13 protein-coding genes and 1 other RNA gene are annotated in these 15382 nt (G+C 69.3%); 6 read left to right on the top strand and 8 right to left on the bottom strand.

The window, feature by feature from the left end; genetic code table 11:
* Positions 1-14: 14 nt before the first annotated feature.
* Together EPY72_RS08245 and rnpB are read right to left on the bottom strand one after the other, a co-directional pair.
* Positions 15-2495 carry a heavy metal translocating P-type ATPase gene (locus EPY72_RS08245; RefSeq protein ID WP_135806111.1) on the bottom strand — a complete coding sequence of 827 codons (2481 nt, stop codon included), beginning with the start codon at positions 2493-2495 and terminating at the stop codon, positions 15-17.
* A gap of 400 nt (positions 2496-2895) precedes the next feature.
* An RNA gene (gene rnpB, locus EPY72_RS08240) (RNase P RNA component) lies at positions 2896-3264 on the bottom strand.
* A 173-nt stretch (positions 3265-3437) separates the two neighbouring features.
* Here rnpB and EPY72_RS08235 point away from each other — a divergent pair.
* Entirely contained in the window at positions 3438-4040 is a 603-nt protein-coding gene (locus tag EPY72_RS08235) for a TIGR00296 family protein (RefSeq protein WP_134668721.1), read from the top strand.
* 205 nt (positions 4041-4245) lie between these two features.
* Here EPY72_RS08235 and EPY72_RS08230 read toward each other — a convergent pair whose 3' ends face one another.
* Entirely contained in the window at positions 4246-5397 is a 1152-nt protein-coding gene (locus EPY72_RS08230) for a nicotinate phosphoribosyltransferase (RefSeq protein ID WP_135806110.1), read from the bottom strand.
* Positions 5398-5508: 111 nt separating this feature from the next.
* Positions 5509-7002, bottom strand: coding sequence for an Hvo_1808 family surface protein (locus tag EPY72_RS08225; RefSeq protein ID WP_135806109.1), 1494 nt, complete (start codon positions 7000-7002; stop codon positions 5509-5511).
* A gap of 104 nt (positions 7003-7106) precedes the next feature.
* Here EPY72_RS08225 and EPY72_RS08220 point away from each other — a divergent pair, with 104 nt between their 5' ends.
* Both EPY72_RS08220 and EPY72_RS08215 read left to right on the top strand, forming a co-directional pair.
* Positions 7107-7679 carry a cysteine hydrolase family protein gene (locus tag EPY72_RS08220; protein ID WP_134668716.1) on the top strand — a complete coding sequence of 191 codons (573 nt, stop codon included), beginning with the start codon at positions 7107-7109 and terminating at the stop codon, positions 7677-7679.
* Between the two features lie 91 nt (positions 7680-7770).
* Positions 7771-8934 (top strand): outer membrane protein assembly factor BamB family protein, encoded by a 1164-nt coding sequence (locus EPY72_RS08215; protein ID WP_135806108.1) that lies wholly within the window; start codon positions 7771-7773, stop codon positions 8932-8934.
* On the opposite strand, the gene EPY72_RS08210 is transcribed toward EPY72_RS08215, so the two are convergent.
* From EPY72_RS08210 to EPY72_RS08200, 3 genes are read right to left on the bottom strand one after another with little or no spacing between them, the layout of a single operon-like run.
* Complete coding sequence (locus tag EPY72_RS08210) at positions 8915-10156, bottom strand: PQQ-like beta-propeller repeat protein (RefSeq protein ID WP_135806107.1); 1242 nt, start codon at positions 10154-10156, stop codon at positions 8915-8917. The genes EPY72_RS08215 and EPY72_RS08210 overlap by 20 nt on opposite strands.
* On the bottom strand, positions 10153-10698 hold the full coding sequence (locus EPY72_RS08205) for a PH domain-containing protein (protein WP_134668711.1): 546 nt from the start codon (positions 10696-10698) through the stop codon (positions 10153-10155). Before EPY72_RS08205 ends, EPY72_RS08210 begins: the two co-directional genes overlap by 4 nt.
* A gap of 18 nt (positions 10699-10716) precedes the next feature.
* Positions 10717-11514 carry a hypothetical protein gene (locus EPY72_RS08200; protein ID WP_135806106.1) on the bottom strand — a complete coding sequence of 266 codons (798 nt, stop codon included), beginning with the start codon at positions 11512-11514 and terminating at the stop codon, positions 10717-10719.
* 219 nt (positions 11515-11733) lie between these two features.
* Between EPY72_RS08200 and EPY72_RS08195 the strand changes: the two genes are divergently transcribed.
* On the top strand, positions 11734-12105 hold the full coding sequence (locus EPY72_RS08195) for a DoxX family protein (RefSeq protein ID WP_134669012.1): 372 nt from the start codon (positions 11734-11736) through the stop codon (positions 12103-12105).
* Positions 12106-12117: 12 nt separating this feature from the next.
* Here the strand turns inward: EPY72_RS08195 and EPY72_RS08190 are convergent, their stop codons facing one another.
* On the bottom strand, positions 12118-13002 hold the full coding sequence (locus EPY72_RS08190; RefSeq protein ID WP_135806105.1) for a DUF8155 domain-containing protein: 885 nt from the start codon (positions 13000-13002) through the stop codon (positions 12118-12120).
* A gap of 54 nt (positions 13003-13056) precedes the next feature.
* Here EPY72_RS08190 and EPY72_RS08185 point away from each other — a divergent pair, with 54 nt between their 5' ends.
* Positions 13057-13758, top strand: a complete 702-nt coding sequence (locus EPY72_RS08185) for a lipoate--protein ligase family protein (protein ID WP_135806104.1) — start codon at positions 13057-13059, stop codon at positions 13756-13758.
* 159 nt (positions 13759-13917) lie between these two features.
* Complete coding sequence (locus EPY72_RS08180; protein ID WP_134669010.1) at positions 13918-15195, top strand: dihydroorotase; 1278 nt, start codon at positions 13918-13920, stop codon at positions 15193-15195.
* Positions 15196-15382 lie beyond the last annotated feature (187 nt).

Here is a 15382-nt window from a genome sequence, read left to right as displayed (position 1 = left end):
AGCGCGACCGGCGGCTACTCCTCGGGTTCGACGCGCGCGAGCCGCATCGCGTTGCCCGTCACCGCCAGACTCATCCCCATGTCGCCGACCACGATGGCGGCCGCGACCGACACCAGCCCGAGCGGCGCACCCGCGGCCAGCACCGCCTTGACCGCGAGACTCGCCCAGATGTTCTGGCGGATCACGCCGGTGGCGGCCCGCGAGAGGCGATAGAGGTACGGCACCGCGAGCAGGTCGTCGCCGAGCAGGGCGATGTCGGCGGTCTCGATGGCGGCGTCGGTGCCGGCCGCCCCCATCGCCACCCCGACGGTCGCGGCGGCCATCGCGGGCGCGTCGTTGACGCCGTCGCCGACCATCGCGGTGGCGCCCCGGCTCTCGGTGAGTTCCTCGACGGCCGCGACCTTCTCCTCGGGGAGGAGTTCCGCGCGGTACTCGTCGACGCCGACGCGCTCGGCGACCGCGCGGGCCGTCCCCTCGTTGTCGCCGGTGAGCATGACGCAGGTCACCCCGCGCTCTCGGAGGCGCTCGATCGCGGTCGCGGCCTCCTCGCGGACCTCGTCGGCGATGGCGACGACGCCTTCCAGTTCGTCTTCGGTACCGACGAGCACGACCGTCTTGCCCTCGCGCTGGAATCGCGGAACGACGTCCGCGAGCAGGTCGAGGCAGTCCTCGCGGTCCTCGCACTTCGACGTCCGGGACGCGAGGCGGTTCTCACCGCCGTCGGTCGAGAGGTGGACGTGCTCCAGATCGAAGCCGAGCTCCGCGAACAGCGCGGGCTTGCCGGCGTAGTGGGTCACTCCGTCGAGGTCGGCGCGGACGCCCTTGCCGGTCAGGCTCTCGAAGTTCTCGACCGACCGGTCGCCGTCGGCCCCGTCGTGTGGGTCCGCCCGACGGTGGGCCTCGTCGACGATCGCTTCCGACAGGGGGTGTTCGCTCCGGCGTTCGAGGTCGTGGGCACGGGCCAGCACGTCGGCCTCGTCGGCGCCGTTGAGTCCCACCACGTCGGTCACCGCGAGGTTCCCCTCGGTGAGAGTGCCCGTCTTGTCGAACGCGACCGCCTCGACCGAGCCCATCGATTCGAGGTGCGGGCCGCCCTTCACGAGCACGCCGTTGCGCGCCGCGCTGGTGACGCCCGACACCACCGAGACCGGCGTCGAGATGACGAACGCACAGGGGCAGGCGACCACCAGCAGGGTCAGCCCGCGGACGAACCACGGCCGGAACGGCTCGCCGAACGCGGGCGGACCGAACGCGGTCACGAGCGCCCCGGCGACGATGATCGGCGTGTAGTAGCGCGCGAACCGCTCGATGAACTGCTCGCTGTCGGTGCGCTCGCGCTGGGCGTCGCCGACCAGTTCGACCACCCGCGAGAGGGTGGTCTCGTCGGCCTCGGCGGTGGCTTCGATCTCGAGGTACCCCTCCTCGTTGACCGTGCCGGCGTACACGTCGGCGCCGGGCGTCTTGTCGACCGGGACGCTCTCGCCGGTGATCGGGGCCTGATTCACCGCGCTCGTCCCGTCGGTCACCTCGCCGTCGACCGGGATCTTCTCGCCGGGTCTGACGAGAACCGTCTCGCCGACCGCGACCTCCTCGACGGGGACGGTCTCCTCGCCACCCCCGCGTCGGACGGTGGCGGTGTCGGGCGAGAGGTCCATCAACTCCCGGACCGAATCGCGAGCCCGATCCATCGAGTACGCTTCGAGGAGTTCGGCCACGCTGAACAGGACCGCCAAGGTGGCGGCCTCTACGTAGAGGCCGACCGCGACCGCGCTGAGGACGCCCACGCCCATCAGCAGGTCGATGTCGAGGCTCAGGTTCCGCGCGGAGTAGTAGCCGCCCCGGACGATCGGCTGGCCGGCGATCCCGGCGGCCCCGAGCAACAGGACCGCCGAGGCGTGAAACTCCCGGCCGACCGCCTCGAACAGGAGCGGGTTCGCGCCCTCGAGGAGAAACTCGAGCGCCATCCCCGCGATCAGTAACACCGCCCCGACCGCCGTCTTGAGCCCGCGCGGACTCGTCCAGACCGCGGTCGAGTCGGCGACCTGCGGGCCGGCGGCGTCGTCGATCGCGTCCGCGACCGCGTAGCCCGCGCTCTCGATCGCGTCGACCACGGCCTCGCGGTCGGGGTCGCCGGAGACGACGACCTCGCCCGTCGCCGGGTACGTCTCGTGGGCGACCCCCGCCCGGTCGAGCGCGTCCCCGACTTTCCCCGCACAGGAGGCACAGTCCATCTCGGGGACCGAGAGCCGGAGCGTTCTCTCCCGGCCGGCGTCTGACCCGACCGCGTACCCCGCCGCACGCACGCGCTCGCGAACGGCTTCGGCGTCGGTCCGACCGGCGTCGTAGCGCACCGTGACCGTCCCGGTGGTCGGCGCGGCGTCGATCGCACGGACGCCGTCGAGGCGCTCGACGCTGGCGGTGACTTTCCCCGCACAGGAAGCACAGTCCATCTCGGGGACCGAGAGGGTGATCCGCCCGTCTGAGTCGTCGGTCATCGTCCGAAAGTAGTCGCCCGTCCGTTATTAAATCTCCTGCTATATTCGACGATCAAAGTGGTACTTGTTAATAACTCGTCCGCACTCAGATATTAATTCTGAGTCGCTACTGTGTTCGTCCCGATTTAATTAGGGATTTCCGAGGGCGTAGAACCGTTCTAGAGCGTTCATTGCGTTACGTAACGGCCGGAATCGGAAACGGTTCCCAACTTTGTGTCCGACTTATGGGGGACGGCGTCCGAGTCGAAAACGGGATGAGCACCTTCGACCGGGGGACGGAGACGACCGCACTGAAAATCGGGGCCGCGGTGACGCTGCTGGCAGTCGAGGTGGCGGCGGCGCTGATCGTCCTCGCCGTCGTGTTCGGGTAGCCAGCGCCGCCGCTGGTCGATTCGAAGTCGGCTGAGGGGAGTAAGCCCCCTTCTGTTCGTCCGAGTATTCGGCTGAGCGTCCGCGCCAGCGTCCGGGCTACCAAGCGGCGCGGACTTGCACCGGCGAGGATTCGCCGTTCCATCCATTCTCCACCGTCGGCGTGCCGACCGAGCCAATACGGCTCGCGCGACATCGCGTCCCTCGGTGGGTTAGCTCCCCCTCGTTGCCTCGGGGTTCGCGCACCTCATCGGTCGGGTGGAGTGGTCTCGTTTCTGTTCCAGAGCCAGCGGTCTCCCGCTCCGGGCTTGCGCCCGGTCGCCCGCCCGGACGGTGGGGGGACTTTCCTCACGGCGACCCGAATCGCCGGCGTCGCCGCGGGAACTCGGCTCCCTCTGCCGTTCGAACGTAGCGCCCGACCCCGTTTAAGCAGTTCGGTGCGACGACCGGTAGGCCTCGTCTAACGTCCCGTTACTCGGTGTCAAGCGTTGCCACGTAAAAGGTAGTCGAACATTACCGTCTTTAGTATTGAAGGGAAGACTTGAAGTCATCGCCCGCCATATAGTGTTCTGTATGGCACAGGCCCAGGCAGTCACCCTTTCCTACGAGGATGGCACACGCGCCGTTGAACTCGCTCGCGAATCCGTCGAATCCTACGTCATCAACGGTCAGCGCGAACAGCCCGGTAGCATGCGCGAAGCGTTCTACGCCCGCACCGGCGTCTTCGTCCGGCTCGCGTCGACCCGGGGGCGCGGCCGGCTTCGCGGCTGTGACGGCGCCTACGAGGGAACTGACCAGCTCGGCCACCTCATCGTCGACTCGGCTATCAGCGCCGCCAGCGACAACTCCTGTGGCTCGGAGGTCGAGGCACCGGAGCTCCCCAATCTCGAGATCTCGGTCTGCATCGTCACCGATACGACTCTGACCGACGACCCCGTCGAGGACATCGAACTCGGCACCCACGGCGTCGCGATCGAAGGGCGGGGCAAGCAGGCGTGGATGTATCCGATGCTCCCCTGCGAGAACGACTGGAGCGTCTTCGAGTATCTCGACCGAACGTGCCGAAAGGCCAATCTCCCGAAGGGGGCGTGGGAGGACGACGACGTGATGGTGACGCTGTTCGACGGTCAGGTGTTCCGCGAGCGCGAGCCCGAAGGCACGATCGAAGAGGTCTAACACGACCTTTTGCTGTGGGCGGCGCATAAACGCGCCGCCCTTGCAAAAGCTCGATCAAAAACACGGCGCTCGTCCCTCCGGTCCTCGCTTGGTCCGCTCGCTCACTCCGTTCGCTCGCGGTACAACGACTAACTAGACAGCAACGGCACCGCACCGCGACCGCTCCGCGACTCCACCGCACCGCGACCGCTCCGCGACTCCACCGCTACGCCTGTTCGCGGAATCCGACTGCGTCTGCGTCCTCGCGTGCGCGCTCGGTCGCCGCGTCGAGGTCGAACTCCCGGACGATTTCGCCGTCCCGGATCAGGGGTTCGAGCAACGGGTCGCCGCCCTCGGGATCGGCGCGATCGGCGAGCCCGACGTGATGACCGCCGTCGGGCGTCCGGAACGCCTGCTTGACCCCCGAGAGCTTCCCGCGCTTCGAGACGGGCTCGCCGTCCAGTTCGACGATGTCGAGCGCGAAGTCCAGCGGATCGGCGTTGCTGACGTAGCCGCCGACGCCGAACCCGTCGACCAGATCGCGGAGCTCGCGGAGCTCGGTCGGCCCGAGCCCGCCGCTGACGAAGATGTCGACGTCCTCGCGGCCCCGAGCGTCGAGCTCCCACCGGACCTCCCGGACGATGTGACGAAAGTCCCCGCGCCGCGAGCCGGTGGTGTCGAGTCTGACGCCGTCGAGCGCGTCCCCGAGAGTCGCGGCCGCCCGGAGCGACTCGTCTTTCTCGTCGGAGAAGGTGTCGGCGATCGCGATCCGGGGGACCTCGGGCGCGACCGCGTCGTCGAACGCCTCCCACGCGGTCTCCTGATCGCCGAAGGCGATGACCAGCGCGTGGGGCATGGTGCCGCCGGCCTCCCGGCCGAGCAGTTCGCCCGCCGCGACGTGCGAGAAGCCGTCGAGGCCCCCGAGCAGTGCGCCGCGCTCGACCACGCCCGCCAGCGAGGGGTGGACGTGGCGCGCGCCGAAGCTCAGGACCGACGCGTCGGGCGCGGCTCGGCGGGCCTCCAGCGCCGCGGTGGCGATGGCGCTCTGGTGAGAGAGGAATCCGAGCAAAGAGGTCTCGTACCGCGCGAAATCGAGGTACTCGCCCTCGATCCGCAACACGGGTCCGCCGTCGAACAGCCGCCCCTCCCTGATCGCGTCGACGTCGACCGGGAGGTCTTCGAGCAGTCGCGCGGCGTCTTTCACGCCCGCGAGCAGGTCGAACTCCCCGGTCGGGAACTGATCGCGCGTGATCTCGGCGACGACTGTCGGATTGCGGTCGGCCCGTTCGAGCGTCTCCTCGGTTCGCAGGAAGTACGCGTCGGTGGCGGTCCCGTCGCGGACGGCCGCCTCCGGGATCGCGTCGAACCGGCCGCTCATCGCCACCGCCTCCGGACAGTGTGCATGTCCGGGGGTACCGCCGCCGGAGCGAAAAAGGTCTCGCTTGCGGGCGAGACGGCGCGTCGGTCGCGAGCGCCGCTCAGCCGCGGGTCACTGCTCGGGCGCCGCGCCCTCCCGAACGTCGCCGAGGTCCGCCACGGTCGGGGCGTTGGTGACGACGACCGTCTCGCCGTCCCGGTCGACGTGGAAGGCGTCGGCGAACTCGCCCTCGATGCGCCAGGTGTTCGTGCGGCCGTCGACCGCGGTGGCGTTGTTCGCCCGGAGGAGCTGGCGGTAGCCCTCGACGAACTCCGCGGCGTCGTCCTCGGAGTCCCAGACCGTCTTCCAGACGTAGCCGGTCTCGTTCTCGGCGGCGGACTCGCTGGTGTAGACCGCGAGCTTGTCGCCGTCCCAGCCGTCCGAGTAGGTGCTGTTGTAGTCGTACGGGTCGAACTGGTCGATCTCACCGTCTTCTCCTCGGTTGAAGAACGACTGGGCCGGGACGATCTGTGTCTGGCCCTCCGAGGCGTAGACGGGGTACATGAACATCGAGAACAGCCCGGCCTCGCCGACGCTGGCGTAGTCGGGGCGCCCGTCGAGCCTCAGTCGACTCCAGTCGTCGTCGGACGCGCCCTCGATGGCGAAGGCCGCCGGCTCGTCGTCGCCGTACTTGTCGGGGTGGATGACCTGCTCGGTGCTCGCGGGCGGGTTCTCGTAGAGGTCGTTGACCGCCGTCCAGCCGCCCCGACGCTGGACGCCGCGAACGAACGCCGGCCCGTCGCTGTACGGCTGGAATCGGAGCAGGTACGGACCGATGTTGGCGAGTTCGGCGCCGCCACCGGGCGGGGACTGCGGGAACAGGCAGTCGCCGTCCCACTCGTCGCGACACCGCTGTTCGTAGAGGTAGTCGACGTAGTTGCCGTCGCCCTCGATGAGCCCGTCGTTGGCGTTGTGGAGTTCGCGGGTCGACTGATTGTACGAGGAGATGTCGAACTGCTGGTCCTGAAGCGCGTGGAACAGCTCTTGTGAGAGGGTGATCTCGTCGAGTTGGGGCGTCGAGACGTTGTCGGAGATGACCACGATCTCCTCGTCGGTCGGGCTGTAGTAGCCGCCGACCGACGAGCCCGAGTTGCGCCGCTGAATCGCGAGCGAGTCGGTCGACTCGTTGATCATGAACAGGGCCTCGAACTTCGCGTTGTCGAACGTCCGGCGCTTCTCCGAGCCGGAGCCGCGGCGTTGCTCGGCCCGGAACTCCTCGCGAGTCTGTATCTCGACGGGCACCCGCTCGTCGAACTCGAGCCCCCGGATCCGCTCGACGCGAGCCATCGACCGGGAGACGACGGCGTCGAGTTCCGTGTCGTTGAGGCCGTCGGACGGCGTGACGTTTATCGTCTCGTTGTACCACCGTCCGTCTTCCCATCCGAGCACGTCGGTATCGGGGTCGTCGGGCGCGACGACCGCCGACTCGGTGTCGACGGTCGTCGTCTCCACCCCGGACTCGGGCTGTGTCGTGTCCGCCGCCGTGGTCGTCGCCCCGCCGGGCGCCTGCGAGCACCCCGCGAGGACGAGCATGAGCGCGACGGCGATTGCCAAGCTTGATCGCATCAGTTGTAACTCTCACATGGGGCTACTCCGCTAAAAAGTTCGGGAAGGCTCGGGCCTCCGACACCGGGAAAGCGCTTTTTGCCGCCGTTTTCGTAGGGTCGCGTATGCGTCTGGAACCCGACTCCACCGCAGTGGTCGTGGTCGACATGCAGAACGGCTTCTGTCACCCCGACGGAAGTCTCCACGCGCCCGCGAGCGAGGAGGCGCTCGCGGCCGTGACCGAGGTGGTCGCGACCGCCCGCGAGGCGGGCGCGTCGGTCGTCTACACCCGCGACGTCCACCCGCCCGAGCAGTTCGACGGGAACCACTACTACGACGAGTTCGAGCGATGGGGCGAACACGTCCTCGAAGACACCTGGGACGCCGAGTTCCACGACGACCTCGACGTGCGCGAGGACGACCACGTCGTCGACAAACACACCTACGACGCCTTCTACCGGACCGACCTCGAGGGGTATCTCGACGCCCACGGGATCGACGATCTGGTCATCTGCGGGACGCTCGCGAACGTCTGCGTGCTCCACACCGCCGGGAGCGCCGGGCTCCGGGACTACCGCCCCGTGCTGGTCGAGGACGCGGTAGGGTACATCGAGGAGGCCCACAGGGAGTACGCGGTCGACCACGCCGACTTCCTGTTCGGCGAGGTGACGACGAGAGACGAGATCGGTTTCGCGTAGCGCCCGCGTCTGGTTCCGGCGGTCCGACCGCTCGGCCCGGGGTTTCGGGAACCAGTAGATATAATTTCTGACGGCCGAAACCCCCGCGAAAATGCGTCGGAGGCGTCTGCTCGCGGTGACCGGACTGTCGGCGCTCGGGGGCTGTCTCAGGCTGACCGCCACCGAGGAAACGAGGACCGAGACGGCCGACGGCGCGGCGACGGCCGGATCGACTACCGACGACGACGCGCCGGAAGGCGCCTCGACGACCGAGTCGGGACCGGAATCACTCACGCTCGATTCGGGGTGGCTGTGGAGAAAACGGCCGGCGGCCACCACGTTCGGTGACGACGCGCTCTACGTCGGCCGGAGCGATAGCGTGACCGCGCTCGACCCCGAATCGGGCGACGAACTGTGGGCCGAAGCGACCGACTTCCAGATTCACTCGGTCGCGGCGACCGACGAGGGCGTCGTCGTCTCGGGCGGCGTAGACGAAGACGAGGAGACGACGGAGTCGGGGACCGTCGCCACTCTGAGTCCGGACGGTAATGTCGAGAACCAGACCGAGGTGGCACGCACGGTCGACCTGTTCGGGGTCACCGACGAGACGGTGTTTGCGGGCTACTCCAACACCACTTCCGAGCGCGAGGGGCCGACGCTGTTCGCGCTCGCTCGTCGGGGCCTCGACGAGCGGTGGACCGCGAGCCAGTTCGCCACCGACGCGGTCGGCGGCGTCTCGGTGACCGAGGGGACGGTACTCGTCGGCTATCTCAACAACTTCGCGACCTACTCGCTCGACGACGGCTCGGTCGGTATGACGACCGACTGGGGGGTCTCCGGGAGCCCGCTAGTGGTCGACGGCGTCGCCTACCTCACGACACACGGCGGTCTCCGGGCGCTCGACGTCGCCAGCGGGCTAGAACAGTGGTCGTTCGAGAACGAGAAGATCCATACGGCGCCGACGCTGGTAGACGAGACGCTGTACGTCGGCGGCTGGGACGGCCTCTACGCGGTCGGACGCGACGGCTCGAACGGACGGAAGGTACTCGACACCGGCGGCGAGGAGACGTACGTCACGACCCCGCCGGCGTTCCACGCGGGCCACGTCTGGATTCTCACGGTCGACGAGCGACTGCTCGCGGTCGATCCGACCCGCGAGCAGGCGAGGTTCGAGACGCAACTCGACGGGCGCGGGCAGTGGCTCGCCGGCTCGGGCGACCGCCTCTACGTCGAACACGACGCGGGCGTCGAGGCGTTCACGGTCGAGTCACGGTGAACGCCAGCACGCGGTCGTCGAGGAACGCGAACAGGCGGTCGCCCGCGGCCGCGGTCCGCTCAGTGTTGGCGGGGAGTTGCGTTCGGAACACCGTCTCGCCGGTCTCGACGTCGAGGCCGTGGAGAACGTCGGTGTCCTGCGTGGCGACCCAGACCACGTCCCCGACGACGGCGGGCGAGTACCGTACCGGATTGGGGAGTTCGACCGACCACAGTTCGTCGCCGCCGATTCCGGCCGCGTGGACGTTCGGACCGACCGTGAAGAAGGCGACGTCGCCGTCGAACACCGGCCCCGAGACGTGCGAGAGGACGTTCGTCTCCCGCTCGACCGCGTGACGCCACACCTCCTCGCCGGTCGCGGGGTCGAGCAGTTCGAGCCCACGGTCGGCGTCAACGAACAACAACGACCCGTCCTTGACAACCGGGTCGGTGTCGGGGGCGAGTTGCCAGTCCTCGCGCCACGCCCACTGGCCGGTCGCGGGATCGAGCGCTCCGAACCGGTAGTCGAATCCGCCGACGTAGGCCGTTCCGTCGGCGAGGACGCCGCCGGTGTAGCTGCCGTCCTCGACGCTCGCCGACCACCGGACATCGTGGCCGTCCCGAGAGAGGCCGTAGAGCTTGTCCTCGCCGTCTTCGTGGAACGTCGTTCCGAACACCACGAAGTCGGACCCGATCAGCGGCGAGCCCCGCGTCGGCGACTGGTCGGCGTCGAAGACGACCTCGGCCGACCCCGATTCGGCGTCGACGGCGTACAGCGACCCGTCGGTTTCGGTGAGTTGTCCCACGCCGGCGTAGAGGGTTCCGTCGTCGGCCAGTGCGAGCGATCGCGTCCGGTACGGGGACGAGACGGTCCAGCGCCGCGAGCCGTCCGCGACGTCCAGCGCGAGCAGGCCGAGGTCGGTGGTCTGATCGCGGTCGGCGACGTACAGCGTGTCGCCGTCGAGGACGTGTTCGCCCGGGCCGAGGTGGCGACTCCACTGAGGCGCTAACTCGACGTCCCAGTCGGAGGTCGTCTCGGTGGTGGTCGCCGGGTTCTCGGTGATCTCGGTGTCCGGCACTCGGTCGTTCGTGGTGCCGCCCTGCGTCTCGGACGCGGTAGTCGTCGCGTCGCCGGTCGCGGTCAGCCGGAGACAGCCCGACACCGCCAGCGAGCCGAGCGCCGCGAGGACGCCGCGACGACGGGACTCGGGCGAGTCGTGGTCGGGGGCCTCGTCCCGATTCATCGCTCGACCAGCGTGCTGACGCTGTCGTACAGCGCGTGGGGGCTCGTGACGTTCTCCAGTTCGATCGCGCCGAGTCCCTGATTCATCGAGATGGTACCGTACCCCAGCAGCTTCTGGACCCTGCTCTGGCGGAGTTCGTGGCTCCGGACCTTAGAGACAGGGACCGTGCGCTGCCACGTCCGGAAGAACAGTTCGTACTGGCGAGTGATGGTGTCCTCGTCGACGACGTACTCGGTCTGTCTGAGCACGTAGAGCCGAGCGAGGAAGCGCAGGACCCCAAGCCCGGTCAGAAGCGCCACCGCCCGCATCGCGACGGTCGCGGCCCCCGCACCGCCGAGGACTCCGGGGGCCGACCGGATCGCCGCGATCAGTCCGACGCCCAGAACCGTCACGGAGACGAGCCAGATCGTCGTGGGCCGGAGCGTCGGGTGAGTCCGTATCGGCGTCTCGACCGTCGTTCGGTTCGACGTCGAGGTCGTCGCATCGCTCCCCGCGTCGGTCGGTGCGGCTTCGTCGGGCGTATCGGATGATTGTACGCTCATTGTTCGTGAATGGAAGAGTTACAGCGTCGGGATGGCCGGCGTGGTGTACGCGAGTATCGACGCGGAGATGTAGAGGACCGGCGAGGCGACCACCGCGAGGACCACCAGCAGGCCCTTGATGCGGTCGGCCCCGTGGTTGAGGCGCGCGCCGAGATACAGCGAGTAGAGGTAGTACGCGACGAGGACGACGAGGACCGCGAGCACCGACTGGCCGTGCGGGGACAACTGCCCGAGTTCGAGCGCGCCGGGACGACCGCCCGGGAGCCCCAGGCCCGCGCCGAACCAGTCGATGACCGCGTAGATGAACGCCTTCTGGAAATCGACGACGAGGGTGCGAGCGGCGGCCACGCCCTCGGCGGTCGAGAGGTACCAGACGACGGTGAAGATACCGGCGAGGTACGCGCTCGTGGAGTAGATGACCGCGTACGCGGTCCGGAGGAAGCCGTTCGACTGGAGCGTGACCACCATCGAGACGTGGACGCTCAGCAGTGTGAGTCCAGTCGCGGCCAGCAGGAACAGCGAGTTCTGGGCGAACCCGAACAGGAGTTTCCACGTCTCGGGACCGCCGACGCCACCGAGCGAGCCGCCGAACCACGCGGGCATCGCGGGAACGTTCTGGCGCCCGAAGCCCGCGAGGGTCAACGGTCCGGCGTACGCCGCGAGGTTGATCACGTAGACCACCAACAGCCGCCGGAGCTGACCCAGTTGGGTCAACAGCGACCCCTGTCGCTGTCGGACGGTGCGCGCCTCGACGAGCGCCGCCGGTCTGAGTACCGCGTCGTACAGTCCGGAGACTACGCTCACCGTCCGTGACATGGTACGGTTACTCGGCGTTCGCAACGCAACATAAAATTTTTCAATAATATTCGTCGTCGAGCGAGACCCCCGCCGTCCCACCACGGCTTCGAGCGCGTCCGGGTCGCCACGTAGCGTGTCCGACCCCGGCGAGAGAGCGAAACTGTTTCACCGCTGTGAGCGCAACCGCCGACGGTGAACCGACTTCTCCAACGGCTCAAGCGCCCGCTGTTGTACCTGATGGCGTCGGCGTACGTCCTCGCGGGCGTGCTACACTTCGTCGTCCCGGAGTTGTACGTCCAGATCGTGCCGCCGGTGTTCCCGGCGGCGCTCGCGCTCGTCTATCTCTCCGGGCTCGCGGAGATAGCCGTCGGGGTCGGGCTCGCGATCCCCCGGACCCGGCGGCTCGCGGCGTGGGGAACCGTCGCGCTCCTCGTCGCCGTCTTTCCGGCGAACGTCTACATGGCGACCCACGGTGTCGTCGTCGAGGGGATGCCGGGCGGCGGCGACCCCTCGGAGCTCGTCCGCTGGGGACGGCTCCCACTGCAGGGGGTGTTGATTCTCTGGGCGCTGTGGTACACCCGGCCGACGACCGAGTCGGGGCCGTTCTGACGCGGGCGCCGGCTACCGACCGCGCGTCACGGTCACCGCGACGCGCTCGCCGACCTCGAAGTCGGCGTCGGGACACACCAGCTTCGCGCCGAACGACGCCCGGCGCGAGCAGAACAGCGAGACGCCCGTGATCGGCGTCCCGTTCGCCAGCACGGTCACGTCGTCCCACGCGACCGTCCGGCCGTCGGCGACGCCCACGGGCCGGCCCGCGAGCGAGACGGGACCTGAGGCGTCGCCGAGGAGCCCGCCGCCGTCGTAGTGAGGGAGGCCGCCGTCGAGGACGCCGTCGGGCTCGGGGTCCCCGCCCGAGGAGCCTCCGTCCGCCTCGCTCGCCGCGACGCGCCCCCCGATCCCCGCGAACCGCTCGCCCGGCGCGGGGTGGTCGGGGGCGTCGAGGACCACGTAGGTGTCGGCGCGCTCGGCGACCCGACCGGTCCCGTCCCACGCGACCGCGACCGGGTCGACCGCCGCGTCGACCGAGAGCGACCCCGAGGCCCGGTGAGGGTTCGCGTCGCGCTCGCGGAAGCCGAGGTGGACGTGGTTGTCGACCCACGGCGCGAAAAAGCCAGACCGCACCATCTCGCCGAGCGAGTCGCCGACCGCCACCGCCTCGCCCGGTTCGACCGCCGGCTCGACGTGGAGGATCCGGGCGAGGTGGGTGCCGGTGTCTATCACCACGAGGTAGTCGTGCTCGACCGCGTACGGCTTGGGCGGCGCCGAGACCGTCCGGGTGGCGACGACCTCGCCCGCGACCGGGCTCGGAGCGTCGTCGCCCGGTCGGTCGTCCGACTGGGGGTAGAGGTCGATCGCACACCCCTCTTCGTGGGCGACGTACGGCGAGTTGTACAGCGAGAACCGCGGGAACAGTTCGAGGGTCGCCGCGGGAAGCGTGACCATCGTTCGTGTCTCGAAGCCCGGAGGATTTAGGTACTCCGGATGCAACCCCCCGCCATGCGCGTACTCCGCGGACGGGCCGACTCGCCGGTCGCCGACCGCGACGCCACCGCCGCGATGCTCGAACGCACCGCCGAGTCGGGCGACCCCGCGGTCCGGGCGTGGCGACCCCACCGCCAGATCGCGTTCGGTCGCCGCGACTCGCGGAGCGACGACTACGACGTCGCAAAGCGGGTCGCCCGCGGTTGCGAGTTCGATCCGGTCGAGCGGTCGGTCGGCGGCCGGGCGGTCGCCTACACCGGCAACACGGTCGCGTTCGCGACGGCGGTCCCGCTGGCGGACATGCGGGTCGGGATGGACGAACGCTACGACGAGGCGACCCGGGCGATCCAGCGCGCCCTCTGGAAGCTCGGCGTCCCGGCGCGGCGCGGCGAGCCCGAGGCGAGCTTCTGTGCGGGCGACTACTCGCTGCAGTGTGAGGGCAAGCTCGTCGGCATCGCCCAGCGCGTCCGGAAGAACGCCGCGCTGGTCTCGGGGGTCGTCGTCGTCCGGGACCGCGAGGAGATCGCTGACGTGCTCGATCCGGTCTACGCCGCGCTCGGCGTTCCCTTCGACCCCGACTCGGTCGGGAGCGTCGCCGACGCCGGCGGCACCGACGATCCCGACGAGGTGGCCCGGACGATCGAGGCGTTACTGGTGGGCGACCGGGAGACGGAGGTCGTTCGCGTGGGCGAGCGCGAGGACGCCGCCAGCGCCTGAGCCGGGCGTTCGACCCGCCCCTTCGCTCGCCGGCACGGCCGGCCGTCGGGCGCCGAGCAGACGACGCTGGCACTTCGGGGCGCCAGAGACACAGACACCGTCTGTCGGGAGCCCAAATCGGGAAGCTTAGGGCGCTCGCCCGGGATGCTAAGACCGAGAATGCTCACTATCCGGAACGCGACGCTCGCCGACGGCCGCGAGTGCGACGTCCGAATCGACACGTCGGCGGGGCGCATCGCCGCCGTCGGCTCGACGCTCACCGAGGCGGGCGAGGTGATCGACGCCGACGGGAAGCTCCTCCTGCCGGGCGCGATCGACGCCCACGTCCACTTCCGCGAGCCCGGGTTCTCCCACAAGGAGACGTGGGAGACCGGGAGCAAGTCCGCGGCCGCGGGCGGGGTGACGACCGTCGTCGACCAGCCCAACACCGACCCGCCGACCGTCGACGGCCCGAGCTACGACGAGAAGGCCGACCTCGCCGCGAAGTCGTACGTCGACTACGGCATCAACGGCGGGGTCACCCCCGACTGGGACCCCGACGCGCTGTTCGATCGGCCCCTCCTCGCGCTCGGCGAGGTGTTTCTGGCGGATTCGACCGGCGAGATGGGGATCGACGAGGCGCTGTTCGCCGAGGCGGTCGAGCGCGCGACCGACGAGTACCGCGTAGTGACCGTCCACGCCGAGGACGCCGACCTGTTCTCGGCCGATGCGACCGAGCGCGACGCGGACGACTACGACGCGTGGAGCGCCTACCGCACTCCCGAGGCGGAGGCCGCCGCGGTCGAGCGCGCCTGCGAGATCGGCGCCGAGGCCGACGCACGCATCCACATCGCCCACACCAGCACGCCCGAGGGCGTCGACGCCGCCAAAGAGCGGGACGCGACCTGCGAGGTGACGCCCCACCACCTGTTGCTCTCGCGAGACGACTACGACGATCTCGAGGCGTTCGGCCGGATGAACCCGCCGCTCCGGAGCGAGGACCGCCGGGAGGCACTCTTCGAGCGCGTCGCCGACGGGACGGTCGACATCGTGGCGACCGACCACGCGCCCCACACCCGCGAGGAGAAAGACGCCGGCGTGTGGGACGCGCCGAGCGGCGTGCCGGGCGTCGAGACGATGCTCCCGCTCCTGTTAGAGCAGGCCCGAGCGGGGCGGCTGAGCTACGAGCGCGTCCGGGATCTGACCGCGGCGAACCCCGCCGACGTGCTGGGGCTCACTCGGAAAGGACGCATCGAGGAGGGCCTGATGGCCGACCTCGTTCTCGTCGACCCCGACGAGAACCGGGAGATCCGCGGCGAGGACCTCCACTCGAAGTGCGGGTGGACCCCCTTCGAGGGGATGGCCGGCGTGTTCCCCGAACTCACGATGGTCCGCGGGAACGTGGTGTACGACTCGGGGACGTTCGGCGACCCCGTCGGCGAGAACGTCCGAAGTTGAAGTTCGGACACGAAGTTCGCTATTCTTCTGTATCTCCGACACTCTTTGTGGCGAGTATCGCCCGATCGTTGTTCAAACGAACAGCTTCCAGCCTGTCCGTCGAGAATATTGCGCGAAGAGTCCCGGTTATGTCGCTCCCCGGCATACGAAGACGTGTCGGCGCGTCGCCGACTGTCGTACCGCCTTC

Source organism: Halorussus marinus, assembly GCF_004765795.1.
In the GTDB taxonomy this organism is placed as follows: Archaea; Halobacteriota; Halobacteria; order Halobacteriales; family Haladaptataceae; genus Halorussus; species Halorussus marinus.
Note: the sequence above shows the minus strand (reverse complement) of the source record. Positions and strands in the feature narration are given on the sequence as shown.